The organism is Mesorhizobium cantuariense (genome assembly GCF_042647205.1).
GTDB lineage: Bacteria > Pseudomonadota > Alphaproteobacteria > Rhizobiales > Rhizobiaceae > Mesorhizobium > Mesorhizobium cantuariense.
The window spans coordinates 6,566,817-6,589,256 of sequence record NZ_JBHRVD010000001.1 but is presented as its reverse complement, the minus strand read 5'-3'; the positions used below and the strand labels follow the sequence as shown (position 1 = coordinate 6,589,256).

General features: G+C 63.7%; 24 protein-coding genes. 12 read left to right on the top strand and 12 right to left on the bottom strand.

Annotated elements, in window-relative coordinates:
- Nucleotides 1-83: 83 nt before the first annotated feature.
- Complete coding sequence (locus ACFOJ9_RS32275; RefSeq protein WP_378985200.1) at nucleotides 84-1,343, bottom strand: ubiquinone biosynthesis hydroxylase; 1,260 nt, start codon at nucleotides 1,341-1,343, stop codon at nucleotides 84-86.
- A gap of 99 nt (nucleotides 1,344-1,442) precedes the next feature.
- On the opposite strand from ACFOJ9_RS32275, the gene tesB reads away from it, so the two are divergent.
- The 4 genes from tesB to ACFOJ9_RS32255 all read left to right on the top strand — a co-directional run bounded on the left by tesB (nucleotide 1,443) and on the right by ACFOJ9_RS32255 (nucleotide 4,871).
- On the top strand, nucleotides 1,443-2,318 hold the full coding sequence (gene tesB, locus ACFOJ9_RS32270; protein WP_378985198.1) for an acyl-CoA thioesterase II: 876 nt from the start codon (nucleotides 1,443-1,445) through the stop codon (nucleotides 2,316-2,318).
- Between the two features lie 217 nt (nucleotides 2,319-2,535).
- Nucleotides 2,536-2,874: a P-II family nitrogen regulator gene (locus ACFOJ9_RS32265; protein WP_013892292.1), complete on the top strand. Its 339-nt coding sequence runs from the start codon at nucleotides 2,536-2,538 to the stop codon at nucleotides 2,872-2,874.
- A gap of 31 nt (nucleotides 2,875-2,905) precedes the next feature.
- The gene (locus ACFOJ9_RS32260) at nucleotides 2,906-4,336 is read left to right on the top strand and encodes an ammonium transporter (protein WP_378985196.1); all 1,431 of its coding nucleotides are present in this window, start codon (nucleotides 2,906-2,908) and stop codon (nucleotides 4,334-4,336) included.
- A 259-nt stretch (nucleotides 4,337-4,595) separates the two neighbouring features.
- Nucleotides 4,596-4,871 (top strand): hypothetical protein, encoded by a 276-nt coding sequence (locus tag ACFOJ9_RS32255; protein WP_378985194.1) that lies wholly within the window; start codon nucleotides 4,596-4,598, stop codon nucleotides 4,869-4,871.
- A gap of 91 nt (nucleotides 4,872-4,962) precedes the next feature.
- On the opposite strand, the gene ACFOJ9_RS32250 is transcribed toward ACFOJ9_RS32255, so the two are convergent.
- Complete coding sequence (locus ACFOJ9_RS32250) at nucleotides 4,963-5,322, bottom strand: hypothetical protein (protein ID WP_378985192.1); 360 nt, start codon at nucleotides 5,320-5,322, stop codon at nucleotides 4,963-4,965.
- Nucleotides 5,323-5,524: 202 nt separating this feature from the next.
- Between ACFOJ9_RS32250 and ACFOJ9_RS32245 the strand changes: the two genes are divergently transcribed.
- From ACFOJ9_RS32245 to ACFOJ9_RS32235, 3 genes are all read left to right on the top strand, one after another.
- Nucleotides 5,525-8,188, top strand: coding sequence for a DNA translocase FtsK (locus ACFOJ9_RS32245; RefSeq protein ID WP_378985190.1), 2,664 nt, complete (start codon nucleotides 5,525-5,527; stop codon nucleotides 8,186-8,188).
- 152 nt (nucleotides 8,189-8,340) lie between these two features.
- A complete protein-coding gene (locus ACFOJ9_RS32240) occupies nucleotides 8,341-9,024 on the top strand; it encodes an outer-membrane lipoprotein carrier protein LolA (RefSeq protein WP_378988196.1) in 684 nt (227 codons plus the stop codon).
- Between the two features lie 168 nt (nucleotides 9,025-9,192).
- The gene (locus ACFOJ9_RS32235; RefSeq protein WP_378985188.1) at nucleotides 9,193-9,999 is read left to right on the top strand and encodes an exodeoxyribonuclease III; all 807 of its coding nucleotides are present in this window, start codon (nucleotides 9,193-9,195) and stop codon (nucleotides 9,997-9,999) included.
- Nucleotides 10,000-10,083: 84 nt separating this feature from the next.
- Here ACFOJ9_RS32235 and ACFOJ9_RS32230 read toward each other — a convergent pair whose 3' ends face one another.
- From ACFOJ9_RS32230 to ACFOJ9_RS32220, 3 genes are all read right to left on the bottom strand, one after another.
- Entirely contained in the window at nucleotides 10,084-11,172 is a 1,089-nt protein-coding gene (locus tag ACFOJ9_RS32230; protein WP_378985186.1) for a glycosyltransferase family 9 protein, read from the bottom strand.
- A gap of 261 nt (nucleotides 11,173-11,433) precedes the next feature.
- Nucleotides 11,434-11,889, bottom strand: a complete 456-nt coding sequence (locus ACFOJ9_RS32225) for a cyclic nucleotide-binding domain-containing protein (protein ID WP_378985184.1) — start codon at nucleotides 11,887-11,889, stop codon at nucleotides 11,434-11,436.
- 221 nt (nucleotides 11,890-12,110) lie between these two features.
- Nucleotides 12,111-12,794 carry a response regulator transcription factor gene (locus tag ACFOJ9_RS32220; RefSeq protein WP_013528898.1) on the bottom strand — a complete coding sequence of 228 codons (684 nt, stop codon included), beginning with the start codon at nucleotides 12,792-12,794 and terminating at the stop codon, nucleotides 12,111-12,113.
- A 144-nt stretch (nucleotides 12,795-12,938) separates the two neighbouring features.
- On the opposite strand from ACFOJ9_RS32220, the gene ACFOJ9_RS32215 reads away from it, so the two are divergent.
- Nucleotides 12,939-13,475 (top strand): L,D-transpeptidase family protein, encoded by a 537-nt coding sequence (locus ACFOJ9_RS32215; protein ID WP_378988193.1) that lies wholly within the window; start codon nucleotides 12,939-12,941, stop codon nucleotides 13,473-13,475.
- A gap of 130 nt (nucleotides 13,476-13,605) precedes the next feature.
- Here the strand turns inward: ACFOJ9_RS32215 and ACFOJ9_RS32210 are convergent, their stop codons facing one another.
- Nucleotides 13,606-13,842 carry a hypothetical protein gene (locus ACFOJ9_RS32210; RefSeq protein ID WP_378985181.1) on the bottom strand — a complete coding sequence of 79 codons (237 nt, stop codon included), beginning with the start codon at nucleotides 13,840-13,842 and terminating at the stop codon, nucleotides 13,606-13,608.
- Between the two features lie 130 nt (nucleotides 13,843-13,972).
- Here ACFOJ9_RS32210 and gcvA point away from each other — a divergent pair, with 130 nt between their 5' ends.
- A complete protein-coding gene (gene gcvA, locus ACFOJ9_RS32205) occupies nucleotides 13,973-14,908 on the top strand; it encodes a transcriptional regulator GcvA (protein WP_378985179.1) in 936 nt (311 codons plus the stop codon).
- A gap of 147 nt (nucleotides 14,909-15,055) precedes the next feature.
- Here the strand turns inward: gcvA and ACFOJ9_RS32200 are convergent, their stop codons facing one another.
- From ACFOJ9_RS32200 to tsaD, 6 genes are read right to left on the bottom strand one after another with little or no spacing between them, the layout of a single operon-like run.
- The gene (locus tag ACFOJ9_RS32200; protein ID WP_378985177.1) at nucleotides 15,056-15,472 is read right to left on the bottom strand and encodes a DUF1761 domain-containing protein; all 417 of its coding nucleotides are present in this window, start codon (nucleotides 15,470-15,472) and stop codon (nucleotides 15,056-15,058) included.
- Between the two features lie 51 nt (nucleotides 15,473-15,523).
- A complete protein-coding gene (locus tag ACFOJ9_RS32195) occupies nucleotides 15,524-16,222 on the bottom strand; it encodes a class I SAM-dependent methyltransferase (RefSeq protein ID WP_378985175.1) in 699 nt (232 codons plus the stop codon).
- Nucleotides 16,177-16,602: an EVE domain-containing protein gene (locus tag ACFOJ9_RS32190; protein WP_378985173.1), complete on the bottom strand. Its 426-nt coding sequence runs from the start codon at nucleotides 16,600-16,602 to the stop codon at nucleotides 16,177-16,179. The genes ACFOJ9_RS32195 and ACFOJ9_RS32190 overlap by 46 nt, the downstream gene beginning before the upstream one ends.
- Before the next feature lie 40 nt (nucleotides 16,603-16,642).
- Entirely contained in the window at nucleotides 16,643-16,939 is a 297-nt protein-coding gene (locus ACFOJ9_RS32185) for a YciI-like protein (RefSeq protein WP_378985171.1), read from the bottom strand.
- A gap of 42 nt (nucleotides 16,940-16,981) precedes the next feature.
- Nucleotides 16,982-17,998 (bottom strand): NAD(P)H-dependent glycerol-3-phosphate dehydrogenase, encoded by a 1,017-nt coding sequence (locus ACFOJ9_RS32180; RefSeq protein WP_378985169.1) that lies wholly within the window; start codon nucleotides 17,996-17,998, stop codon nucleotides 16,982-16,984.
- Nucleotides 17,995-19,080 (bottom strand): tRNA (adenosine(37)-N6)-threonylcarbamoyltransferase complex transferase subunit TsaD, encoded by a 1,086-nt coding sequence (gene tsaD, locus ACFOJ9_RS32175; RefSeq protein ID WP_378988190.1) that lies wholly within the window; start codon nucleotides 19,078-19,080, stop codon nucleotides 17,995-17,997. Before tsaD ends, ACFOJ9_RS32180 begins: the two co-directional genes overlap by 4 nt.
- Before the next feature lie 101 nt (nucleotides 19,081-19,181).
- On the opposite strand from tsaD, the gene hemC reads away from it, so the two are divergent.
- The 3 genes from hemC to ACFOJ9_RS32160 all read left to right on the top strand — a co-directional run bounded on the left by hemC (nucleotide 19,182) and on the right by ACFOJ9_RS32160 (nucleotide 22,433).
- A complete protein-coding gene (hemC, locus tag ACFOJ9_RS32170; RefSeq protein WP_378985167.1) occupies nucleotides 19,182-20,108 on the top strand; it encodes a hydroxymethylbilane synthase in 927 nt (308 codons plus the stop codon).
- A 1-nt stretch (nucleotide 20,109) separates the two neighbouring features.
- Nucleotides 20,110-20,826, top strand: a complete 717-nt coding sequence (locus ACFOJ9_RS32165) for a uroporphyrinogen-III synthase (RefSeq protein ID WP_378985165.1) — start codon at nucleotides 20,110-20,112, stop codon at nucleotides 20,824-20,826.
- Nucleotides 20,827-20,936: 110 nt separating this feature from the next.
- Nucleotides 20,937-22,433 carry a COG4223 family protein gene (locus ACFOJ9_RS32160; RefSeq protein ID WP_378985163.1) on the top strand — a complete coding sequence of 499 codons (1,497 nt, stop codon included), beginning with the start codon at nucleotides 20,937-20,939 and terminating at the stop codon, nucleotides 22,431-22,433.
- Nucleotides 22,434-22,440 lie beyond the last annotated feature (7 nt).

Sequence of the window (22,440 nt, the reverse complement as noted above, 5' to 3'; positions counted from 1 at the left end):
ATGAAAGACGGCCACGGCAAAGAACCATGTCATTGGGGGAAGGCGTCAGTGGTTGCCACGATCCGACCGGGCTCGCGGCGCGCTCAGATCGCCTCGCCCTTCAACAATCGCGGTGTGCCGGCGGACAACCCCGACGCCTGCCGGATAAAAAACTCCTTCAGGCGCGGCATGCGCTCGACGAGACCGAGGCCGATGTCGCGGACGGTGCGCAGCGGGCCGATATCGTTGGAAAACAGCCGGTTCAGCACATCCGTCGTGACGCCCATCTGCACCGTGTCGAAGCGGCGCCACTGCTGGTAGCGTTCGAGCACGTCGAGCGCGCCGATGTCCTGGCCGAGCCGGTCGGCCTCGACGATCACTTCGGCGAGCGCGGCGACATCCTTGAAACCGAGATTGAGGCCCTGGCCGGCGATCGGGTGGATGCCGTGGGCGGCATCGCCGGCGAGCGCGATGCGGGGTGCTACGAAGGCGCGCGCGATGGTCAGGCCGAGCGGCCAGGCGCGCGGCTTGTCGGCAACGCGGATCTCGCCAAGCTTCAGGCCAAAACGCTGTTCGAGTTCGTGCTCGAAGACGAGATCGTCACCGGCCACCAGCTTCTCGGCATCCTGCGAGCGCTCGACCCAGACGATCGACGAGCGGTTGGTGCCGTCCTCGCCGGGCTTGAGCGGCAGCGTGGCGAAGGGGCCGGCGGGCAAGAAATGCTCCTCGGCGCGGCCGTTGTGCGGGCGTTCATGCGCCACGGTGCAGACGATGCCGGACTGACCATACTCCCACTTCACCGTCTTGATGCCGGCCATGTCGCGCAGCTTGGAGTTGACGCCGTCGGCGGCGATCAGCAGCCGGGTTTTCAGCGTCGCACCGTCGGCAAGATGCACGGTGATGCCGGCGCCGTTGGTCTCGAAACCCTGCACGGCGACGCCTTCGATGATGTCGATGCCGAGCTTCTCCGCCCTGGCCCGCAAGGCGCCGTTCAGCACCCTGTTGGCGACCATATGCGCAAAGGGCTCGCCCGGCGCCACTTCGCCGTCGAAAGTCAGGAACACCGGACGCACCGGATCGGAGGTGCGCGAATCGGTGATGATCATCTCGGTGATCGCCTGCGCCTGCGGCGCGATCTCGGCCCACACGCCGAGTTGGTCGAGCATGCGGCAGGCGGCGGCGGCAATCGCCGAAGCGCGGCCATCCCTTTGCCAGACGCCAGCGGGTGCAGCATCGACGAGAGCGATGGCGAGACCCGGGCGCGCCTGCTTCAGCGACACGGCGCTGGCCAAGCCGACATAGCCGGCGCCGGCGACCAGAACATCGAGCCCAGACTTTGTTTTCGTGTCCGCCTTGCGTTCCATCATCTTCGCTCCTTGCGCACCGGCCAGGTCTTGCGCCCTTGACTGCCTGTCCGTCCTGTTGGAAACCGCCATAACACTTCTGCGGCGAGGGCGCGAAATATGACGGCAGCCATGGACGAGCTTCTCGGCATTCTCGACCTCGAGAAGCTGGAACACAATCTGTATCGTGGTCGCAGCCCCCTGCTCGACTGGCAGCGCGTCTTCGGCGGCCAGACCATTGCCCAGGCGCTGGTCGCGGCGCAGCGAACCGTCGATCCCGATCGCCATGTGCATTCGCTGCACGGCTATTTCATGCGGCCGGGCGACACCAAGGTGCCGATCGTCTACGAGGTCGACCGCATTCGCGACGGCGGCTCCTTTACCACGCGGCGCGTGGTGGCGATCCAGCACGGCCAGGCGATCTTTTCGCTGGAGGCCTCGTTCCAGCAGGACGAGGTCGGTCTCGAGCACCAGGTGCCGATGCCGCGGGACGTTCCGGGGCCAGACACCTTGCTGTCGCAGCGCGAGCTGTTGGGCAAATTCGGCGAGGCGGTGCCCGATGGCATCAAGCGCTACTGGGAGCGCGACAGGCCGATCGAGATGAAGCCGGTGATGCTGAAGCATTACACGAGCCGTGAAAAGCTGGAGCCGAAGCAGAACATCTGGATCCGAACCACCGGTCCGGTGCCGGCGGATCGCGCCATCCAGGCGGCGGTGCTGGCCTATCTTTCCGACATGACACTGCTCGACACATCGACCTTCGCGCATGGCCGCGCCATTTTCGACCGCGATATCCAGGCGGCGAGCCTCGACCACGCCATGTGGTTCCACCGCAGCCATGCACTCGACGACTGGATGCTTTACACGCAGGACAGCCCGTCGACGCAAGGGTCGCGCGGCTTTACGCGCGGGTCGCTGTTTGCCCGCGACGGCACGCTGATCGCCTCGGTTGCACAAGAAGGGCTGATCCGGCTCAAGCGAACGCCTGCAGAGTAGGCATTTTCGGAAAATTGCCTATTTTTTAGTCAGATGCATAGCCGCAACTGTAAGCAGGTTGCGTCCGAACATTCCCCAATCTCTTTGTTTACAATGAGTTAACACCCTGCTTCGGCACTTGGCACGGAGCTTGAATCCTTGTGGGCACTCTCCGGCTTTTTAGGATCGGTGAAGGTGTGCAAACGCGGGGGACCGCAACAGCAAAGGGTGAAACCTTATGAAAATCGTGATGGCAATCATCAAGCCGTTCAAGCTCGACGAGGTACGCGAAGCGCTTACCGCCGTCGGCATCCAGGGCCTGACCGTCACCGAAGTCAAAGGCTACGGGCGTCAGAAAGGGCATACGGAAATCTATCGCGGGGCGGAATACGCGGTCAGCTTCCTGCCGAAGATCAAGATCGAAGTCGCGGTCAGTTCCGACATGGTCGACAAGGCCGTCGAAGCCATCACCGCCGCTGCCAAGACCGGCCAGATCGGCGACGGCAAGATCTTCGTTTTCGGCATCGATCAGGCGGTGCGCATCCGCACCGGCGAAACAGACACCGACGCGCTCTGAGCGGCGATCACGTATTCCAATGGAGAGTTCAATGAATATTCCTTCCAACTTGAAGTCAGTGGCGCGCTCCGCGCTGCTGGGCTCGTTCGCACTCGGAGCATTGGGCACGGTCGCCGCATTCGCGCAGGAAGCGGCTCCCGCCGTCGCCGCGGCAGCGCCAGCAGCGCCGGCTTTCACCGTCGACAAGGGCGACACCACGTGGATGATGATTTCCACCGTGCTGGTGCTGTTGATGACCGTTCCCGGCCTTGCGCTTTTCTACGGCGGCCTGGTTCGCAGCAAGAACATGCTGTCGGTGCTGATGCAGGTCTTCACCATCACCAGCGTGGTCATGATCATCTGGGTTTTCTACGGCTACAGCCTGGCCTTCACCCCGGGCAACGCCTTCGTCGGCGGCCTTTCCAAGATGTTTCTCTCCGGTGTCGATGTGACGACCCTGTCGGAAACCTTTACCAAGGGTGTCGCCATTCCTGAGCTGGTGTTCGTCGTCTTCCAGATGACCTTCGCCTGCATCACACCGGCCCTGATCGTCGGCGCTTTCGCCGAACGCGTCAAATTCTCCGCTTTGATCCTGTTCGTCATCCTGTGGGTCACCTTCATCTACTTCCCGATCGCGCACATGGTCTGGTTCTGGGGCGGCCCGAGCGCTTATAGCGATCCGACCGGCCTCATTTTCAGCTTCGGCGCCATCGATTTCGCCGGCGGCACGGTCGTTCACATCAATGCGGGCATAGCCGGCCTCGTCGGCGCGCTCATGATCGGCAAGCGCAACGGCTACAAGAAGGACCTCATGGCGCCGCACTCGATGACGCTGACCATGGTCGGTGCTTCGCTGCTGTGGGTCGGCTGGTTTGGCTTCAATGCCGGTTCGAACCTTGAAGCGAACGCCTATGCGGTGCTGGCCATGATCAATACCTTCGTCGCCACGGCGGCGGCGGCGGTGACCTGGATCGTGCTTGAATCGCTGCTGCGCGGCAAAGCCTCCATGCTTGGTGCTGTTTCGGGCGCGGTGACCGGCCTCGTCGCCGTCACGCCCGCTGCCGGCTTTGCCGGCCCGATGGGCGCCATCGTGCTCGGCATCGTCGCCACCTTCGTCTGCTACTTCTTCGTCTCGGTGGTGAAGAACGCGTTCGACTACGACGACAGCCTTGATGTCTTCGGCGTCCACTGCATCGGCGGCATCATCGGCGCGCTCGGCACAGGCATCCTGGTCAATCCTGCCCTCGGTGGCGCCGGCATCGTCGACTATTCGACGGCCGACTTTGCTGCCGGTTATGCCGGCACGGCCACCCAGCTCCTGGCGCAGGCCAAGGGTGTCCTGGTGACCCTGCTGTGGTCGGGTATCGGCAGCGCCATCCTCTACAAGATCGTCGACCTGATCATCGGCCTGCGTCCGACGGCCGACGCAGAGCGCGAAGGCCTCGACCTCACCTCGCATGGTGAAGCGGCCTATCACTCCTAGGTCCTGTCCGGGGCGGCCCTCGGCCGCCCCGCATTCTCCCATCCCGTCGTGACGCTCCCGAAAGGAGTTCACGCCTTGAGGCCCGGATCATGTCCGGGCCTCTTTTTTTGGTACAATCGATCTGCCAATGCCGGGATACGGGCAATCACGTTCGTGTGATCAAGATTTTTGAGGAAACATCGACCACTCTGGTTCCGAACTGTGGGGGACGATCGTCGTTCTGACGCTCGTGCCAAACAACAGGGGAGGAAACCATCTCATGAACTTCAGGAATATCTGCCTCGGAGCGTTTGCACTTTCCATGGTCGGCGGCGTGGCATTTGCCGGTGCTCTCGACTCACCCGACAACATGGCGCCGTTCTTCACCGATTCCGGCATGAAAACCATGAAGCCCAAGGCCGAGTTCAAGACCGCCTGGGATTCGATGGCGAAGGACAAGCAGGACGCGATGATGAAGGAATGCCAGGACGCGGCGATGAGCAAGCCGCATGCGGAGTTCTGCGCCAACCTGCAGGCGCTCGGCGGCGCCAACTGATTTTGCCGCGATCGGGCCGGAGCCCGATCTTTTGTTGCCAAACGAACAATGGCGGGCTCGCAGGCCCGCCATTGTTTCGTTCGGCGGCAGCTTATCCGCCGGTGCCGTCGTCCATCATGGTGCCTGTCAGCTCCTCATAGGCGCTGCTGCACGTCCGGGAATGGGGGCAATTCCTGACAATCAGCGATGGCGCCACCGTCAGGACGGCCGCGATCAAAATCTGCAGACCGAGCCCCGGCACTCCAAATCCCTTGCCGAAGAGACCTCTGCACAGAAAATACAGGCCTTGTGCCAGACAGGCTGTGGCGAGGAAGTGCAGGAGCGGGCCGGTCGCTCTGGCAAAGGGCGTCACATAGCCGTCCGGGAAACCCACCATTCCGAGTTCGACAAACCAGTGCAAAGCGAGCCCCGCCCAGGCCAGAGCAGCCATGCGAAGGAAGACGGATTGCATGCTTCTACCCAAATTGGCGACCCCTGCGACCGCTCTCGGGGCCTATCCTCGGGCAGCGAGCGGCTCAACCGGGGGTAACGAGGTTTGATCATCTCAACCTCTTATAGTTAATGCGCCCTTAACCTTCCCACCGATAGTCTGAGACCCGAATCTGCCGGAGTGCGCCACGCACCCGGCGAGTCCATGACAGACGGGGAAGAGCATGCGTTCAGGGGCTTCAGCACCGCTCGCGCTGGCCGATACGGGGCACGGCATCCAGGCGTTCGCACGGCGTCAGGTCGGGCGGCTGATTGGCGCCGGCCTGTTCGCGCTGGCCGCCTTTGGCGTCGCCAGCCTTGCCACCTGGAATGTCGCCGATCCGAGTTTTTCCCACGCGACGAACAACACCGTCACCAACGCCATGGGCTATGCGGGTGCCGTGTTCTCCGACCTCGCCATGCAGTTCTTCGGCCTTGCCGCCGTCGCCGCCCTGGTTCCGACGGTCATCTGGGGGTTTCTGCTGTTTTCCGCGCGCGGCGTCGACAGGTTGCCCAAACGCGGGCTGTCCTGGTTTGGCTTCGCGCTGCTGGCCGCGGCGATGGTCGGCTGCGTTGTGCCGCCCAAGACATGGCCGCTGCCCACCGGCCTTGGTGGTGTGTTCGGCGACATGGTGCTGAAGATCCCCAGCGTCGTCATCGGCGGCTATCCGACCGGACTGATCGCCAGCATCATCGCCATCCTGCTGGCCGCACCCGCGCTGTGGCTCTTCGCCCATGGCTCGGCGCTGATCGGACGCAAGAACGGGTTCGCCGTGATGGAGGACGAGCCCGCCGCTGATCCGCGCGAGGACGACCTTTTGTTCGACAATGACGAGGACGAAGGCGACGAGGGCATCCTGGCGCTCGGGGCAATTACTCATTGGTGGCTCTCGTTCCGCGCGTGGATGCACCGCCGCGCCGTGCGCCGCAGGCAGGAGCGAGACGAATACGAGCCGGAGATGGAGCAGCGCTCCACCGCCTGGCGCCGCGCCGCCGAACGGGTCGAATCGGCCGAGTTCGCCGAATCGCGGATGAGCCAGGATGGCCGCGCCCGCGTCGAGCCCGAATTCTTCGCCGCCATGGTCAATGACCGCAGCGTCTCGCTCGACCCCGACGATGCCGATATCTTCGAAGTCGACGACGACATGGATTTCGAGCAGGACGAGCCCGCCATCCAGCGGCGCGCGGCGCCGACCGCCAAGGTCCAGCCGTTCCGCTCCGATGCCGCCACCCGCGTCGAGGCGCCGGCGCCGCGTCCGGCTCCTGGCGCCCGCGTCCAGCGCGAGGCGCAGACATCGCTGATCGGCTCGGAAAAATTCGAAATGCCGTCGCTGCATTTCCTCTCCGAACCGAAGAACGTGGTGCGTGACGCCAGCCTGTCCAAGGACGCGCTGGAGCAGAATGCCCGCCTGCTCGAAGGCGTTTTGGAGGATTTCGGCGTCAAGGGCGAGATCATCGCCGTCCGCCCCGGTCCGGTGGTCACCCTCTATGAGCTCGAACCGGCGCCCGGCATCAAATCGTCGCGGGTCATCGGCCTGTCCGACGACATCGCCCGCTCGATGAGCGCCATCGCCTGCCGCGTCGCCGTGGTGCCCGGCCGCAATGCCATCGGCATCGAACTGCCGAACGCCAAGCGCGAAACCGTATATCTGCGCGAGATTCTGGCCAGCCGCGACTTCGAGACGACGAAGGCCAAGCTGGCGCTGGCGCTGGGCAAGACCATCAATGGCGAGGCGGTCATCGTCGACATCGCCAAGATGCCGCACGTGCTGGTCGCCGGCACCACCGGCTCGGGCAAGTCGGTCGCCATCAACACCATGATCCTGTCGCTGCTCTACCGGCTGACTCCGCAGGATTGCCGGCTGATCATGATCGATCCGAAGATGCTGGAACTCTCGGTCTACGACGGCATCCCGCATCTGCTCACGCCCGTTGTCACCGACCCGAAAAAGGCGGTGGTGGCGCTGAAATGGACCGTGCGCGAGATGGAGGACCGCTACCGCAAGATGTCCAAGGTCGGCGTGCGCAACATTGACGGCTTCAATGCCCGCGTCAGCCAGGCCGACAAGAAGGGCGAAAAGATCTCGCGTACCGTGCAGACCGGCTTCGATCGCCAGACCGGCGAGGCGATCTACGAGACCGAGAACCTCGATCTCGAGCCGATGCCCTATATCGTCGTCATCATCGACGAGATGGCCGACCTGATGATGGTCGCCGGCAAGGACATCGAGGGTGCCGTGCAGCGCCTGGCGCAGATGGCACGCGCCGCCGGCATCCATGTCATCATGGCCACGCAGCGCCCGTCGGTCGACGTCATCACCGGCACCATCAAGGCCAATTTCCCGACCCGCATCTCCTTCCAGGTGACCTCGAAGATCGACAGCCGCACCATTCTGGGCGAGCAGGGCGCCGAGCAGCTGCTCGGTATGGGCGACATGCTCTACATGGCCGGCGGCGGCCGTATCCAGCGCGTGCACGGTCCGTTCGTCGCCGATGAAGAGGTCGAGAAGATCGTCGCGCATCTGAAGCTGCAGGGCGTGCCGGAATATCTCGACGCCATCACCGAGGATGATGGCGAGGATGACGACGAGCCGTCGGGCAAGGGTGGTTCCGGCGGCGGTGGCGGCAACAGCAATTTCGAGGATTCCGACGATCCTTACGATCAGGCGGTTTCCGTGGTGCTGCGCGACGGCAAGGCCTCGACCAGCTATATCCAACGCCGGCTGGGCATCGGCTACAACCGCGCCGCCTCGATCATCGAGAAAATGGAAAAGGAAGGCATCGTCGGCCCGGCCAACCATGCCGGCAAGCGCGAGATCCTGGTGCCGACCGAAGAGGACAAGTTCTGACCAGAAGGCCTGACCCTTGTGACATCCCGGTCTGGCAACCTTGAACCTTTCAAGACGTTGAAGCGACTGAGGGACGCCTGTCCCGCCAAACTTCAGCCTAACTGGGGGTCCAAGCACCAGAACAACTCAGGAATCAGATGAGAGTGACCGACATGAAAAATGATCCTTCAGCGCTCAGCAAATTTGCTCCCTCCCGGCGTCAGTTGCTGGGCCTCGGCTTGGCGTTTGCAGGGGCGGCAGCCTTCAACGCGGTGCCCGGCTTCCAGGTGCTGGCTTCGGCGCAGGCGGCCGTGCCGGACGCGGCACAGAAGATCGCCGACCATTTTTCCTCGGTGAAATCGATGAGCGGCGAATTCGTGCAGTTCGGCCCCAAGGGCGAGCAGACCGGCGGCAAGTTCTTCCTCGAACGGCCGGGCAAGATCCGCTTCAACTATGACGGCTCTTCAAACTTCCGGGTGATTTCAGACGGCAAGTCGGTGGTCATCCTCAACAAGAGGCTCAACACGTCCGATCTCTATCCGTTGTCGAAGACGCCTCTGAAGCTGCTGCTCGACACCAGGATCGACCTCTCCGGCGACCGTGTCAAAAGCGTCAAGCAGGAGGATGATCTCACCACCATCCAGCTCGCCGACAAATCGGTGTTCGGCAATTCGAAGATCACGATGATGTTCGATCCTAAAACCTTTGATTTGCGGCAGTGGACGATCACCGACGCGCAGGGCAAGGACACCACGGTGATGATCTTCAACACCAAGGAAGGCGTCAGCTTCGCCCCCGATACTTTCGCCATCGACTACACGGCGAATCGCGAGCTCAACACCAACAAGTCGCGCTAACCCTGTCGTTATAGCTGTGGAAAGCACCGGGCCGCGCCTCGTCGGGCGTTGGCCGGCTTGTCTTTGCGGCTTGCGGCTGGCAATTTCCCGGACCGACTCCGTCAAAAGGCGTCTTCCCCGTCAGGGCCCATCGGTTCTGGCCGGCCGTACGCTGTCCTGGATTGCCAAATGCCCTTCTCCATCGCCACCTGGAACATCAATTCCGTTCGGCTGCGCATGCCGATCGTCGAGCGCCTGCTTGTCGAACATGCGCCTGACGTGCTCTGCCTGCAGGAAACCAAGGTTCCAGACGAGCTGTTTCCCGAAAAGGCCTTCCGCAAGCTCGGCTACGAGCACATCGCCTTCCATGGCAAGAAGGGCTATCACGGCGTCGCAACCGTGGCGCGGCGGCCGATCGAGGTGGTCGAGAAGCGACGTTTTTGCGAGATCGAGGACAGCCGGCACCTCTCGGTGACGGTGCGGGCCGGCGGCAAGACGATCCTGCTGCACAATTTCTATGTTCCGGCGGGCGGCGACGAACCGGACCCTGTCATCAACAGGAAGTTCAAGCACAAGCTCGATTTCGTCGCCGAGATGAATGCCATCCGGGCCGAACATGACGAAGTATCCGGCTCGGTGCTGGTCGGCGACCTCAACATCGCCCCGCTCGAACACGACGTCTGGTCGCACAAGCAATTGCTCAACGTGGTCAGCCACACGCCGGTCGAGACGGAAAATTTCGAGGCGATGCGCCTCGCCGGCAATTGGGTCGACCTGATGCGGCTCAATGTGCCGCATGAGCAGAAGCTCTACACCTGGTGGAGCTATCGCGCGCAGGATTGGGAGCTGTCCAACCGCGGCCGGCGGCTGGACCATGTCTGGTCGTCGCCGAATCTGGTGCCCAGCTTTTCCGGCTACGAGATCCTGCGCCTAGCGCGCGGCTGGGAGCGCCCGTCGGACCATGTGCCTGTCATCGCTCGGTTCGATCTGGATTAGGTGCGTTGATATTCAGGTGAGGCCGGCCTGCAAATGGCTGATACCTGCGCTTCCCCGTTCTACCGCGTCGCGGTAGAACTGAGCTCACGTACCCAAACGTGCGCTCCGCTCCGGCGTGTCGTTGTCCAGAGACTGCTGCGGTGACAGACCTGCCGGCTGATCCAGAAGATGGGGATGGTCGCGGTGGCGCACCGCCAACATCCGCTGCGCCGCTTCGATGATTATCGGCGCCGGGACATTGGCGACCAGCCCGGTTGGACTTGCATGGCGGGATTCGATCACGTCCACGCAATTCGAAAGCGGCCTCCAACGGGCCATGTTGGCACCGCCACTGACGATAACCATCGGCGTCATCACGGTCGCCATGAGATGTGCCGTGCCGCCTTCGGCGCCAATGTAAAGATCGGCAAACTCTCCGAGCGCCAGCAGAACATCGCTGACATCGACACCGTCAACCGTGCCGGAATCAACAAGCTGCAGCTTCGGCACGCGTTGAGCCAGTTCAGCCATGTCCGGGCCGTCGCCTGGCGTCTTCACATAGAGGAGGTTTGCCCCGTCGGCGATCATACTGTCGGATATCACGACAACCTGATCCGCTGTCATGCGTTTGTCGCCGTCGCCATGCGCGGCGATAACGACCAATGGAGCATGCTTGCCGTCCGCCAGGCCCCTGGCCGCCGCCCGCGCGGCCGGGGTGGGCTCCAGCCGATGATCGAAAGGCAGCCGTTTGCCCGCAAGACGCTCGATGAGGCGGTGGTAGCGCCATGCGTTGCGCTCGGGTCGTGCTTCGGGTTTTTGGCCGGGGCGCCAGGAAAGGGCGAAAGCCGGAAAGTTCGCTTCATAGGCGACGCCGCGGCCGAGCAGCGACACTGACGCCTGAAGCAGCCAGCGCGCCGAGATGCGGAAATCGACAACGGCCAATCGCCCCTTGCCCTTGTGGTGGCTGGCCACCAGGCGCGCCAGGGAGGTCCGTACATTGATCGCATCGACCAAGTGGCCGGCGTGGCGATTGAGGACATGTTCAAGGGTCGACGATCCGGTGGTTCCGTAGACGATGAAACTGTCGGGGAATGCCGTTCTGGCGGCGCGCAAAGCCGGAATCCGGACCAATCCGTCGCCGAACGCGTCATTGCGGGAATACAGGATAATCGTCTCGTACCGAGCTGGCAGCATGCCTCGCTCCCCCAGGAGCCTGGTGGTGACGGTGCCTGCTAAGCCGTCCGCCTTCGAGGTTCTGTAGGATTTCACCTCTTGCCTGTCAACGGAACCTCGTCCCTCAAGTCCGGGCGTCCGGATGACCAACCCGTCGGCGGTTTTTCTCACTCCGGCCGCAGTTGCGCCACGATCAGCTCGTCGCGGTGGACGCCTTTGAAAAACGCGCTGCCGCGCGAAATGCCCTCAGCCGTGAAGCCGACGGCTTCGTAGGCGCGCCGCCTAACCGGAAAAGCGTGGCGCCAGTTCCTCGATGCGGCGGATCATCGCCTGAAATTCCTCGGAGATGCGCTGGTGGAGCTTGACCGCGACCTCGGGGTACTCCTCCAGGATGCGGCGGAACATCTTGCGGCTGAGCCGTATCACTTCCGAATCGATTTCCGCCGACGCGCTGGTCAGCCGGTTGGTGTCGGCGATCAATGCCAGTTCGCTCAGGATCGTGCCGGGGCCGGCCGTGCCTATCGGGATGCGTTCGCCATTCTGCTCCCGGTAGAGCACGATGCGCCCGGAGACCACAATATAGGCGGAATCGGCCTCGTCGTCCTCGCGGTAAAGCTTGTGGTTGGCAATCAGCCTGGTGCTCTCGGCGCCGAAGGCGAGCAGGCGCAGCTGTTCCTGCGTGAAGCCCTCGAAGAGCCTCACGGCGGACAGGATGCGGATGTCGTCATCCAGCGCCATCTAGCTGTGTCCCCGAACGGTCAGTCCAATCCCTCCTTTAGAGCGCCGCGCGTCCTCTTGGACGCGCAAAGGACGCTCTAACATTGTCAATCGGCGCATCGTGCTTTCCAAAAATCGAATCCGATTTTTGGGCCGATGCGCGGGGCAGATCCAGAAACCCCCTCCAACTGGATCGTACCCGAAAACGGCCCCGCCCGACCGCTCACTGGATAATGAAATGTTTAAGGAACCAGCTTGTAGCCGCCGCTTTCTGTCACAAGAATTTCCGCATTGGAAGGATCGCGCTCGATCTTCTGACGCAGCCGGTAGACATGGGTTTCCAGCGTGTGCGTGGTCACGCCGGAATTGTAGCCCCACACTTCCTCGAGCAGCACATCGCGCGTCACCACTTTCTGGTCGGCGCGATAGAGGTATTTGATGATCGAGGCCTCCTTCTCCGTCAGCCGCACCTTGCCGCCGCGCGGGTCGAGCAGCAGTTTCTGGCTCGGCTTGAAGGTGTAGGGTCCGACCGAGAAGGTGGCGTCCTCGCTCTGCTCATGCTGGCGCAATTGCGCCCGGATGCGCGCGAGGAGTACGGCGAAGCGGAACGGCTTCGTCACATAGTCGTTGGCGCCGGCCTCAAGACCCAGAATCGTATCCGAATCGGTGTCGTGGCCGGTGAGCATGATGATGGGCGCCTTGTAGCCGCCCTTGCGCAGGATCTTCACCGCTTCGCGGCCATCCATGTCGGGCAGCCCGACATCCATGATGAGCAGATCGATGAGGCCGCCGCGCGCGGCGGCGACACCTTTTGCCGCAGTCGATTCCTGCAGCACGTCGAATTCCTCGTAAAGGGACAATTGCTCGACCAGTGTGCCGCGCAGGTCGTCATCGTCGTCGACGATCAGTATGGTGCGTGAAGTCATGGATCAATCCGTTGTTTTGAAAAGAAAATTCAGTTGACCGCTGCCTGTTTATGCGGAAGCTGACCGGCACAACAGCCGATCACAGTGATTTGTTCCGTGGCACGATCATACAAGAAAAAACACGATCGCAATGCAGCCGGCGCAATTTCGCGAAAAGGGCTGCGTGTGCTGACCGTGCGGGCCAGGCCCGGACATCCAAGCCAGGGCCTGCTGCAGGCTGGCAGAACGGTGTTTGCGTGTGCGCTGGGGCGCGGCGGCATCTCGGCCGACAAGCGCGAAGGCGACGGCGCCACGCCGCTGGCCTCGATGCGGATCCTGTCGGGATATTTCCGGGGAGATCAGTTCTCCAGCGGCCGCAAGACCCGTCTGGCGATGGCGCCGATCGGGCCTGATCTGGGCTGGTGCGAAGTGCCTGACGACCGCAACTATAACAGGCCGGTCAAGATTCCCTATGGCGCCAGCCACGAACGCATGCGCCGCGACGACCGGCTCTACGACGCCTGCCTGGTGCTCGACTGGAACCTGGCGCCACGCCGGCGCGGGCGCGGCAGCGCCATCTTCTTCCATCTGGCGCGCCCTGGCTTCACGCCGACGCAAGGCTGTGTGGCTGTGACGGCGCAAACCATGGCGCGGCTGCTGCCGCTGCTGTCGGACCGAACGGTGGTGAGGGTGGTGAGGTAGGCAGTAGGCAGTAGGCAGTAGGCAGTAGGCAGTAGGCAGTAGGCAGTAGGCAGTAGGCAGTAGGCAGTAGGCCATCCGCCTCGGAGCCGCTTAAATTTCCCCTACTGCCTATTCCCTATTGCCTATTCCCTTACCTCCTCGGCTTCTGCCAGCCGATGTCGAGAAGGCCGAGGCGGCCCATCTCGCGGTCCATGGCGCGTGCGATGTCCTTGCGCCTGGCGCCAACGTCGCGCAGTTGCCGATCCGACAAGTCTTCGACGTTCTGGTGCGGGAGATTGACCGCGACCCTGGCATGACGCAACCACTCAAGGGTCTCGGTCAGCCAGTTCGGACGGAGTGTCGATGAATTCAAAGCGATGATGGACATGGTGTGATCCGTGCTCTCCGGATATCAAATCCGGCTTGATGATGTTTCGATGGTTGGATCCTGCCAGATTGAAATCGCTGTGAGAAACGAGTAGTTTTCTCTGGATCATCAAGTTTTCTTTGAGGATAGGATGGCCCGCCTGCTGCCCGGAACTCGCGCCTTGAGGACGCTGGAAGCCGCGGCCCGGCACCTTAATTTCACCCGTGCCGCCGATGAGCTTGGCCTGACGCCAGCCGCCGTCAGCCACCAGATCAAGGAAATCGAGGATCAGCTCGGGCTGGTGCTGTTTACGCGCACCAGCCGCACCATTCGGCTGACCGAGGCGGGCACGGTGCTGTTCGAGGCCTCGACCGACGCGCTCGACCTGCTTGGCCGGGCCGTTTCGCGGGCGCAAAAGCTGACGCGCGGGAACGCGCTGCTGAAAGTGACTCTTGATGCACAGTTCGCGTCAAAATGGCTGATGCGACGCGTCGACGATTTTCGCAAGTATCACCCCAATATCGAGCTGCGATTCGACATCGCCTACGAAGTGCGGGATTTCGAACTCGATGACATCGATGTCGGCATCCGTTTCGGCGCCGGCAAATATCCGGGCCTGCGCGCCCATCGGCTGTTCGACAACATCCTCATTCCGGTGTGCAGCCCGAGCCTCCTGACCTCCGGTCCGCCGCTGCGCGAGCCGCGCGATCTTTTTAATCACACGCTTGCCCATATCGAATGGTCGCGACAAGGCGTGACATGGCCGAACTGGCGGATGTGGATGGCGGCGGCCGGCGTCAACGATTTCGACGACAGCCGGACCGTCGTGTTCAAAAACTCCACGGATGCCGTCCAGGCAGCGCTCGACGGCAATGCCGTCGCGCTCGCCGATTTCGCCATGGTGGCGAACGACCTTTCCCAAGGAAGGCTGGTGCAGCCTTTTGAACTCGGCCTGCGGGTGGCGCCCGAATTCGCCTATTTCCTGGTCTATCCCGAAAGTACTGCCGCCGATCCGCGTATCATCGCCTTTCGCGAATGGATACTCGAGGAAGTCGCCAAGACGCGAACCACGGACAAAGGGCAGTAGGGCAGTAGGGCAGTAGGGCAGTAGGGCAGTAGGGCAGTAGGGCAGTAGGGCAGTAGGGCAGTAGGGCAGTAGGGCAGTAGGGCAGTAGGGCAGTAGGGATGGGCGTCGGTGCCGCCTTCGGCCCCCTATTCCCCTACTGCCTTTTGATCAGCCTGCCACCGCGCCGAACCAGCCGATCACGGCGCCGATGATCAGCAGCACGCCGAGCCAGTGGCCGCCGTCGATGAGGGTCAGGTCCCAGCCGAAATTCTCGTAGCGATGGTTGACCGAAAGCGTCGTGGCGACGAAGCCCAGCCAAATCACGAAACCGAAGACAAGGCCGGCAAGCAATGTCGGCTCGCCGCCTGTCATCGCGCCGACGACCAGGGCCATGACGTACGCCATGACCAGTTCAGCGATGAAGCTGATGACGAAGGGCAGCAGCGATTTCTTCATCGTGGCCGGATCAAGCTTGGCGGCCTTCAGCCACGCCTTGCTCAGGCCCATGTACCAGGCGGCGCCGAACAGCCACGCCACGATTGCGGCGGCGATCACCGCCAGCCAGTTCACTGCTGAAAAGTCCATGAGTTCCCCCTCCAGATGCGGATTTGATGGAACGCCTGTTCGGCGATGGCGTCAAGCAAACCGCCAGACGGTCGTGCGCTTGACCAGCGCATCCTCCAGTGCCCGCGTGACGGCCACTTCATAGACCGCAAGCGGTTCCAGCCCTGCCTTCGGCATATACGACCGGCCGGGATCGCCGACGAGGATCTCGGCGCCGCGCGCTTTCAGGGTTGCGAACCACGGCATCAGCCGGTCGGCGAAGGATCTGTCGTAGAAAACGTCGCCGGCCAGGATCACGTCCCAACCCGCATCGGTGCCGATACAATCCGTGCCGAGGAATTCGATCGCGACATCGTTGGCCTCGCTGTTGAGGCGGATCGCGGTCGCGCAGAACGGGTCTATGTCGGTTGCGATCACCTTGGCAGCGCCGGCCTTGGCGGCGGCAATGGCGACAAGGCCGGAGCCGGAAGCGAAGTCGAGCACGCGCTTGCCCCGCACCGTGCCGGGATTGTCCAGGACATAACGGGCAAGGCCCTGGCCGCCGGCCCAGGCAAAGGCCCAGAAGGGCGGCGGCAGGCCGATTTCGACCAGCTCGTCCTCGGTCCGCTGCCACAGATCATGTGCTTCATCGGCAAGATGAAGCACGATTTCCGGCACGTGCGGCGGCGTCATGAGCGCCGTGTTGTCGAGAATGAATTGTTTCGCGCTGTTCGGCGTCAGCGCCGTCACGGAGCAGGCGTCAAGCCGCCCATGCGGCAGACTTCCTTCCATTCGGCCGGCGTCACCGGCTGCACGGAAAGCCGCCCGAGCCGCACCAGCGCCATTTCGGCAAGCTTTGGATTGGCCTTGACCTCTTCCAGCGTCGGCGGGTTCGGCACATCCTGGACGGCGCGGATGTCGACGCATTCCCAGCGTGGATCGTCCGACGTGGTGTCGGGATGGGCCAGCGCGCAGACTTCGGCGATGCCGACCACGTTCAGCCCCTCGTTGGAATGATAGAAGAAGCCGAGATCGCCGATCTGCATCGCCTTCATGTTGTTGCGCGCGGCGTAGTTGCGCACGCCATCCCATTGCGTGCCGGCCTTGCCCTTGGCCTTCAACATCTCGAAGGAGAACTTGAATGGCTCCGATTTGAACAGCCAGTAGTTCATGTCCTTATCCTTGCTCCTTCTTGCGCGCCGGCGACCGGGATTAACTAGCCGCCGGCTTGTTGAACGTCCAGTTCCACGGGCGGATTTCGACGCTTTCGAACAGCCCAGCCTTGGCGTAGGGGTCGGCGGCCGACAGGGTCTGTGCCCCGGCCATGTCGGGGGCCTCGACGACGACGAGGCTGCCGTTGGGCTTGCCTTCGGCATCCAGGAACGGACCGGCGAAAGCCAGCTTCTTGTCGCCGTTCAACCCTTCGAGAAAGGCGATATGCTCTGGCCGCGTGTCGAGGCGCACCTGCAGGCTTCCGGGCTTATCCTTGCAAATCACAGCAAACAGCATGGTCTCTCTCCTGGTCGTTGGATTAACGTCGTGGCGTGGGGATCAATCGTTGGTTTCGGTCTTCAGCGGCCGGGTCATCAAGGCCGTCACAGCCTGCCGTATGGTGATGGTGCCGTCCAGTATGGCAGCGACAGCGGCGATGATCGGCGCGTCGATGTTGCGCTCGCTGGCGATGCGGGCAGCGATCGCCGCCGTCGGCACGCCCTCGGCCAGCGGCAATCCGGCAAGCGGCTTGCCTTGCCCGAGCGCCAGCCCATAGGCGAAATTGCGCGACTGCGTGGACGAGCAGGTCAGCAGCAGGTCGCCAAGGCCGGAAAGCCCCATCAAGGTCTCAGGCCTGGCGCCGAAGGCAGCACCGATGCGGCGCAGCTCGACAAAGCCTCGCGTCACCATGGCGGCCTGGGCGCTGGCGCCGAGACCCGCGCCGGTGACAGCACCTGCGGCGATGGCGAAGACGTTCTTCAAGGCGCCGCCGATCTCGACGCCGATCAGGTCGTCGCTCGAATAGCAGCGCAGGTTTTCGGCGGAAAAGCGGGCGGCGAGATCGGCAGCCAACGCCTCGTCCCGCGCGGCGACCACCACGGCCGTCGGCAGGCCGCGCGCGACATCGGTGGCGAAGCTCGGGCCGGACAGAGCGGCGACCGGATTTTGCGGTAGGATCTCTTCGACGATTGCCGACAGCAGGGCGCCGGTGTCGCGCTCGATACCCTTGGCACAGAGAACGAGCGGAATGCCGGCCGGCATATGGGTTTTGGCAACCGCCAGCGTTGCCCGCAGCGCTTGCGCCGGCGTCACCGCCAGTACGCAATCGGCGCCGGCAAGTGCCGCCTCGATGTCGCTCGTTGCCTCGATGCCGGGCGCAATGCTGATGCCGGGCAGATAGCGCGGGTTCTCGCCGCGCCCGATCGAAGCGACGGTTTCCGGGTCGCGCGCGAACAACCGCACCGCATGGCCGGCGCGCAGCATGGCCAGTGCCAGCGCCGTGCCCCAGGCGCCGCCGCCGAGGACGGTGACACGCCAGCTGCCTTTGCCCGGACTATTCATATCCTGGTCAGTCATGCCTTGGCTCCGCGCCGGCCGGAGCCGACCATCGGTGTCGAGATGCTGTCCAGCGGCCAGCGCGAGCGCGGCACGAAGTCGAAGCCGTTCTGCTGTGCCATGCCGGCGCGCAACCGCTCGACGCCGGCCCAGGCGATCATCGCCGCATTGTCGGTGCAAAGTTTCAGCGGCGGCGCAATAAAGGTGAAGCCGGTCTCGGCACAGAGCCGCTCAAGCATCGCCTTGATCGTCAGGTTGGCGGCGACACCGCCGGCCACGACGAGTGCGGGGTTCTTGGTGCCGGGAAATAGTTGGCGAAAGCGTGCCAGCGCGCGAGAAACGCGGTCGGCCAGCGCATCGGCGACCGCCGCCTGGAAGGAGGCGCAGATGTCGGCGACATCCTGGTCGCTCAAGGGCTCAATCGCCGTCGCCGCCTGGCGCACGGCGGTCTTGAGCCCGGAGAAAGAAAAATCGGGCTGGGCCGAGCCCTTCATCGGACGCGGAAAGGCAAAGCGCGAGGCATTGCCCGCCTGTGCCGCCTTCTCGACATTCGGTCCGCCGGGATAGGGCAGGCCGAGCATCTTGGCCGTCTTGTCGAAGGCTTCGCCGAGCGCGTCGTCGATGGTCGTTGCCCAGCGCTGATAGTCGCCGATGCCACGCACGGCGAGGATCTGCGTATGGCCGCCGGAGACCAGCAGCAGCAGATAGGGAAAATCGAGCCCATCGGTCAGCCGTGCGGTCAGGGCATGGCCTTCGAGGTGGTTGATGGCGATCAGCGGCTTGTTTGCCGCAGCGGCAATCGCCTTGGCCGTCATCAGCCCGACAATCAGCCCGCCGACCAGGCCGGGACCGGCGGTGGCGGCGATCGCGTCGATATCGGCGAGGGCCACGCCTGAATCGGCAAGGGCCGCCTCGATGATGCCGTCCAGCGCCTCGACATGGGCGCGCGCCGCGATCTCCGGCACGACGCCGCCGAATGCGGCATGTTCCTCGATCTGGCTGAGCACGATGTTGGACAGGATTTTTGGCGCACCATCGCCGTCCAGCGCCACGACGCTGGCGGCGGTCTCGTCACAACTTGTCTCAATGCCCAGAACGCGGATCAATTCGTCGCTGTCCCAATAGATTGTATGTCCGGCCTTTCCGCTTTAGGAGAAAGCCCGGAAAAACCTCGCTGGCCGGGGGTTATCACGGACTGCATGCCATGCAAACAATCTTGAGAATCGGAACACGCGGCAGCCCGCTGGCGCTGGCACAGGCGTATGAAACACAGGCGCGGCTGATGGCCGCGCATGGCATGCCGGCGGAGGCGTTCGAGATCGCCGTCATCTCGACCAGCGGCGACCGCATCCAAGACCGGCCGCTGTCGGAAGCCGGCGGCAAGGGCCTGTTCACCAAGGAGATCGAGGAGGCGCTGCTGGCAGGCCGGATCGATATCGCCGTGCATTCGTCGAAGGACATGCCGACGCAACTGCCCGACGGTCTCGAACTCTCGGCCTTCCTGCCGCGCGAGGATGCGCGCGACGCCTTTGTCGGCAAGGCGGCGAAGACGATCGCCGGCTTGCCGCAAGGGGCGAAGGTCGGCTCCTCGTCGCTGCGGCGGCAGGCGCTGATCCGCCGCATGCGGCCGGATCTCGACGTGGTGATGTTCCGCGGCAATGTGCAGACACGGCTGCGCAAGCTCGACGAAGGCGTCGCCGCCGGCACCATCCTGGCCTATGCCGGGTTGAAGCGGCTCGGGCTCGAGCATGTTGTCACCGACCTGATACCGCTCGACGTCTTCCCGCCGGCGCCGGGGCAAGGCGCGATCTGCATCGAAACCCGTATCGACGACCGCGATGTCGAAAAGATGCTGGTGGCCGTCCATGATGTGGCGACCGGCCAGGCGCTCGCCTGCGAGCGCGCCTTCCTGGCGGCGCTGGATGGTTCCTGCCGCACGCCGATCGCCGGCTACGCGGCGATCGAGGCCGGAAAGCTGTCGTTCGCCGGGCTGATCATTTCGCCCGACGGCACGCAGTCCCACACGGTCGAGCTGCAGGGGCCGGCGCAGGACGCCGCCCGCATCGGCGGTGAAGCAGCCCGGACTGTGCGCGCCAGGGCCGGTGAAAAGTTCTTCGACGGCTGGCTCTGAAATGCTTCGCGTCCTGGTGACGAGACCGGAACCGGGCGCCTCGCGCACAGCGCGGCAGCTTCGGGAGACGGGGTTTCAGCCGATCCTTCTGCCCCTGACCGAAACGGTGGCGCTGCCGGTCGATGCCGGAGTGGTTCCAGACGCTGCCGTCGCCGTTGCCATCACCAGTGCCAACGCCGTGCGCCATGCGCCGGAAGAACTCATCGCGACACTCGCCGCCTTGCCTTGCCATGCGGTCGGCAAAAGGACGGCGGAAGCCGCCCGCAAAGCTGGGTTTTTGTCAGTCAGCGAAGGCTCGGGCGATGCGGAGGCGCTGGCCGACAGCATCGCAGCCGCACTTTCCGACAAGGCCATTGTCTATCTCTGTGGGCGCGTGCGCTTTCAGGGGTTCGAACAGAGGCTCAAGACGGCGGGCGTTGGGGTCCACGCCGTCGAGACATATGACACGCTTCAGGTGGGTTATTCGGACGAGACCATTGTTGCGCTGTTGTCGAGCCAACCTGTCGATGCGGTGCTGCTTTATTCAGCCAAGGCCGCCGCCGCGATGCAGGTGCTGGCCAGGCGGCCCGCTCTGCAAGGCCTGTTTGAAAGAACACGGTTTTTCGTTCTTTCCACCCGTATCGCGGCAGCCCTCGACGATACCGCCAACGAAAGAATCCGCATTGCCGCGCAGCCCGACGAGGAAGCGCTGCTGGCGCTTTTGCGAAGCGCGAGCTGAGCCGCGTCATCACACCGCCCCTTTTCACCGCTTGGTGATGTGCTAGACCCATTGTGAACCATCATGCGCCGCAGGGCGTTGAGACGAAGCGAATTGTGCGGAGCCCAGGCATGGTCAAGACGCCGAAGATGCGACATTCGAAAAGCCGCCGCGACCCGGTGACCATCGATCTTGAGCCGGGCGCGGTCTCACGAATCGCCGACGAGGATGCCGCCAGGCGCGAGGCTCAGACGGACGAGGCGAAAGCCGAGGAAGCAGCGAACGCCTCGCAGCCCGAGGTTCCTGAAGAGCCGGTGCATGCCGACCAGACAGATCTTGAGCCCTGGGAGCATGCCGACGCCCAGGCCGAATCGGAGCAGCCGCTGGCGGCGGCGACAAAGCCCGCTAGCGAGGCTGAGCTCCCCTATCCCGGATCGTCCGACGATCCCGGAGCATCCGATGCGCCGGCCGGCAAAACCAAAGCCTTCGACTACAATTTCGAGGATGCTTCGGCGAAGCGCACGCAGACCGACGGCGACAAGGCAAAACCCGAGACACGGGACGACAGAATGGCGCCGACACCTGAAAAGCGTGGCGGCATCAACGGCATCGCTGCCGGCATCATTGGCGGTGTCATCGCGCTGGTTGGCGCCGGCGGGCTGCAGTTTGCCGGACTGCTCGGCGCGCCGGGCTCGGGCGCCAGTGTCTCGCTTGACGGGGTCAATGGCGACATCACCTCGCTGAAGACCGAAATCGCAAGCTTGAAGGACGCTGGCGGCAACAGCGATGCAGCGGCCAAAGTGGTCGGGCTGTCCTCGGGCCTGGAGCAGGTCAAGGCGGATGTCGCGGCGCTGAAATCGGCGATCGAGAAAGGCGGAGCAGGCGACACTGCCGGGCTCGCCGCACTGGGCGACAAGGTCGCGCAGATCGAAACGGCGGTCGCCGCGCTCGGCAAGGCCGGCAGCACAGCCCCGGTAGATCTCGGCCCGCTCAACGAAAAACTGGCTGGTCTCGACGCGCAGGTGAAGTCGGCCGGCGAGGCGGCGACGGCACAGGATGGACGGCTCACCGCGCTGGAGCAGTCGGTGTCGCAGCTTTCCGGCAAGGTCGAGGCGGCGGCCGGACAGCCGAAGATCGCGCTCGCCATCGCCGCCTCGGCGCTCAAGGCGGCGCTCGACCGTGGCGTACCGTTCTCGGCCGAACTCGAAACCTTTGCCGCGATTTCGCCTGATGCGCCGCAGCTTGCGACCTTGCGCACCTATGCCGAAAAGGGCGTTCCGACCCGCGCCGAGATCGCATCGCAGGCGGATGCCACCGCCAGTGCCATGGTCACTGCTGCGACGCCTGTCGATGAGAATGCCGGCTTCCTGCAGAACCTTCTGTCGAGCGCCGAATCGCTGGTCAAGGTCAGGCCGATCGGCGCCGTCGAAGGCGCCGGTGCCCCGGAAATCGTCGCGCGCATGGAGGCGGCGGTCAACCAGGGCGACTACGCCAAGGCGCTCAGTGAATACGACACGCTGCCCGACGCCGCCAAGGCTGCCGGCGCCGACTTTGCCGGCAAACTAAAAGCACGCATCGAGGTCGAAACCCAGGTCGACGCGCTGATCTCCGGCGCGATGAAGGCATGAGGGTAAC

Bases quoted from the DNA above. Each gene is read 5' to 3' on its own strand.
- ACFOJ9_RS32275 (WP_378985200.1), bottom strand. From the start codon at position 1,343: ATGGAACGCAAGGCGGACACGAAAACAAAGTCTGGGCTCGATGTTCTG.
- tesB (WP_378985198.1), top strand. From the start codon at position 1,443: ATGACGGCAGCCATGGACGAGCTTCTCGGCATTCTCGACCTCGAGAAG.
- ACFOJ9_RS32265 (WP_013892292.1), top strand. From the start codon at position 2,536: ATGAAAATCGTGATGGCAATCATCAAGCCGTTCAAGCTCGACGAGGTA.
- ACFOJ9_RS32260 (WP_378985196.1), top strand. From the start codon at position 2,906: ATGAATATTCCTTCCAACTTGAAGTCAGTGGCGCGCTCCGCGCTGCTG.
- ACFOJ9_RS32255 (WP_378985194.1), top strand. From the start codon at position 4,596: ATGAACTTCAGGAATATCTGCCTCGGAGCGTTTGCACTTTCCATGGTC.
- ACFOJ9_RS32250 (WP_378985192.1), bottom strand. From the start codon at position 5,322: ATGCAATCCGTCTTCCTTCGCATGGCTGCTCTGGCCTGGGCGGGGCTC.
- ACFOJ9_RS32245 (WP_378985190.1), top strand. From the start codon at position 5,525: ATGCGTTCAGGGGCTTCAGCACCGCTCGCGCTGGCCGATACGGGGCAC.
- ACFOJ9_RS32240 (WP_378988196.1), top strand. From the start codon at position 8,341: ATGAAAAATGATCCTTCAGCGCTCAGCAAATTTGCTCCCTCCCGGCGT.
- ACFOJ9_RS32235 (WP_378985188.1), top strand. From the start codon at position 9,193: ATGCCCTTCTCCATCGCCACCTGGAACATCAATTCCGTTCGGCTGCGC.
- ACFOJ9_RS32230 (WP_378985186.1), bottom strand. From the start codon at position 11,172: ATGCTGCCAGCTCGGTACGAGACGATTATCCTGTATTCCCGCAATGAC.
- ACFOJ9_RS32225 (WP_378985184.1), bottom strand. From the start codon at position 11,889: ATGGCGCTGGATGACGACATCCGCATCCTGTCCGCCGTGAGGCTCTTC.
- ACFOJ9_RS32220 (WP_013528898.1), bottom strand. From the start codon at position 12,794: ATGACTTCACGCACCATACTGATCGTCGACGACGATGACGACCTGCGC.
- ACFOJ9_RS32210 (WP_378985181.1), bottom strand. From the start codon at position 13,842: ATGTCCATCATCGCTTTGAATTCATCGACACTCCGTCCGAACTGGCTG.
- gcvA (WP_378985179.1), top strand. From the start codon at position 13,973: ATGGCCCGCCTGCTGCCCGGAACTCGCGCCTTGAGGACGCTGGAAGCC.
- ACFOJ9_RS32200 (WP_378985177.1), bottom strand. From the start codon at position 15,472: ATGGACTTTTCAGCAGTGAACTGGCTGGCGGTGATCGCCGCCGCAATC.
- ACFOJ9_RS32195 (WP_378985175.1), bottom strand. From the start codon at position 16,222: ATGGAAGGAAGTCTGCCGCATGGGCGGCTTGACGCCTGCTCCGTGACG.
- ACFOJ9_RS32190 (WP_378985173.1), bottom strand. From the start codon at position 16,602: ATGAACTACTGGCTGTTCAAATCGGAGCCATTCAAGTTCTCCTTCGAG.
- ACFOJ9_RS32185 (WP_378985171.1), bottom strand. From the start codon at position 16,939: ATGCTGTTTGCTGTGATTTGCAAGGATAAGCCCGGAAGCCTGCAGGTG.
- ACFOJ9_RS32180 (WP_378985169.1), bottom strand. From the start codon at position 17,998: ATGACTGACCAGGATATGAATAGTCCGGGCAAAGGCAGCTGGCGTGTC.
- hemC (WP_378985167.1), top strand. From the start codon at position 19,182: ATGCAAACAATCTTGAGAATCGGAACACGCGGCAGCCCGCTGGCGCTG.
- ACFOJ9_RS32165 (WP_378985165.1), top strand. From the start codon at position 20,110: ATGCTTCGCGTCCTGGTGACGAGACCGGAACCGGGCGCCTCGCGCACA.
- ACFOJ9_RS32160 (WP_378985163.1), top strand. From the start codon at position 20,937: ATGGTCAAGACGCCGAAGATGCGACATTCGAAAAGCCGCCGCGACCCG.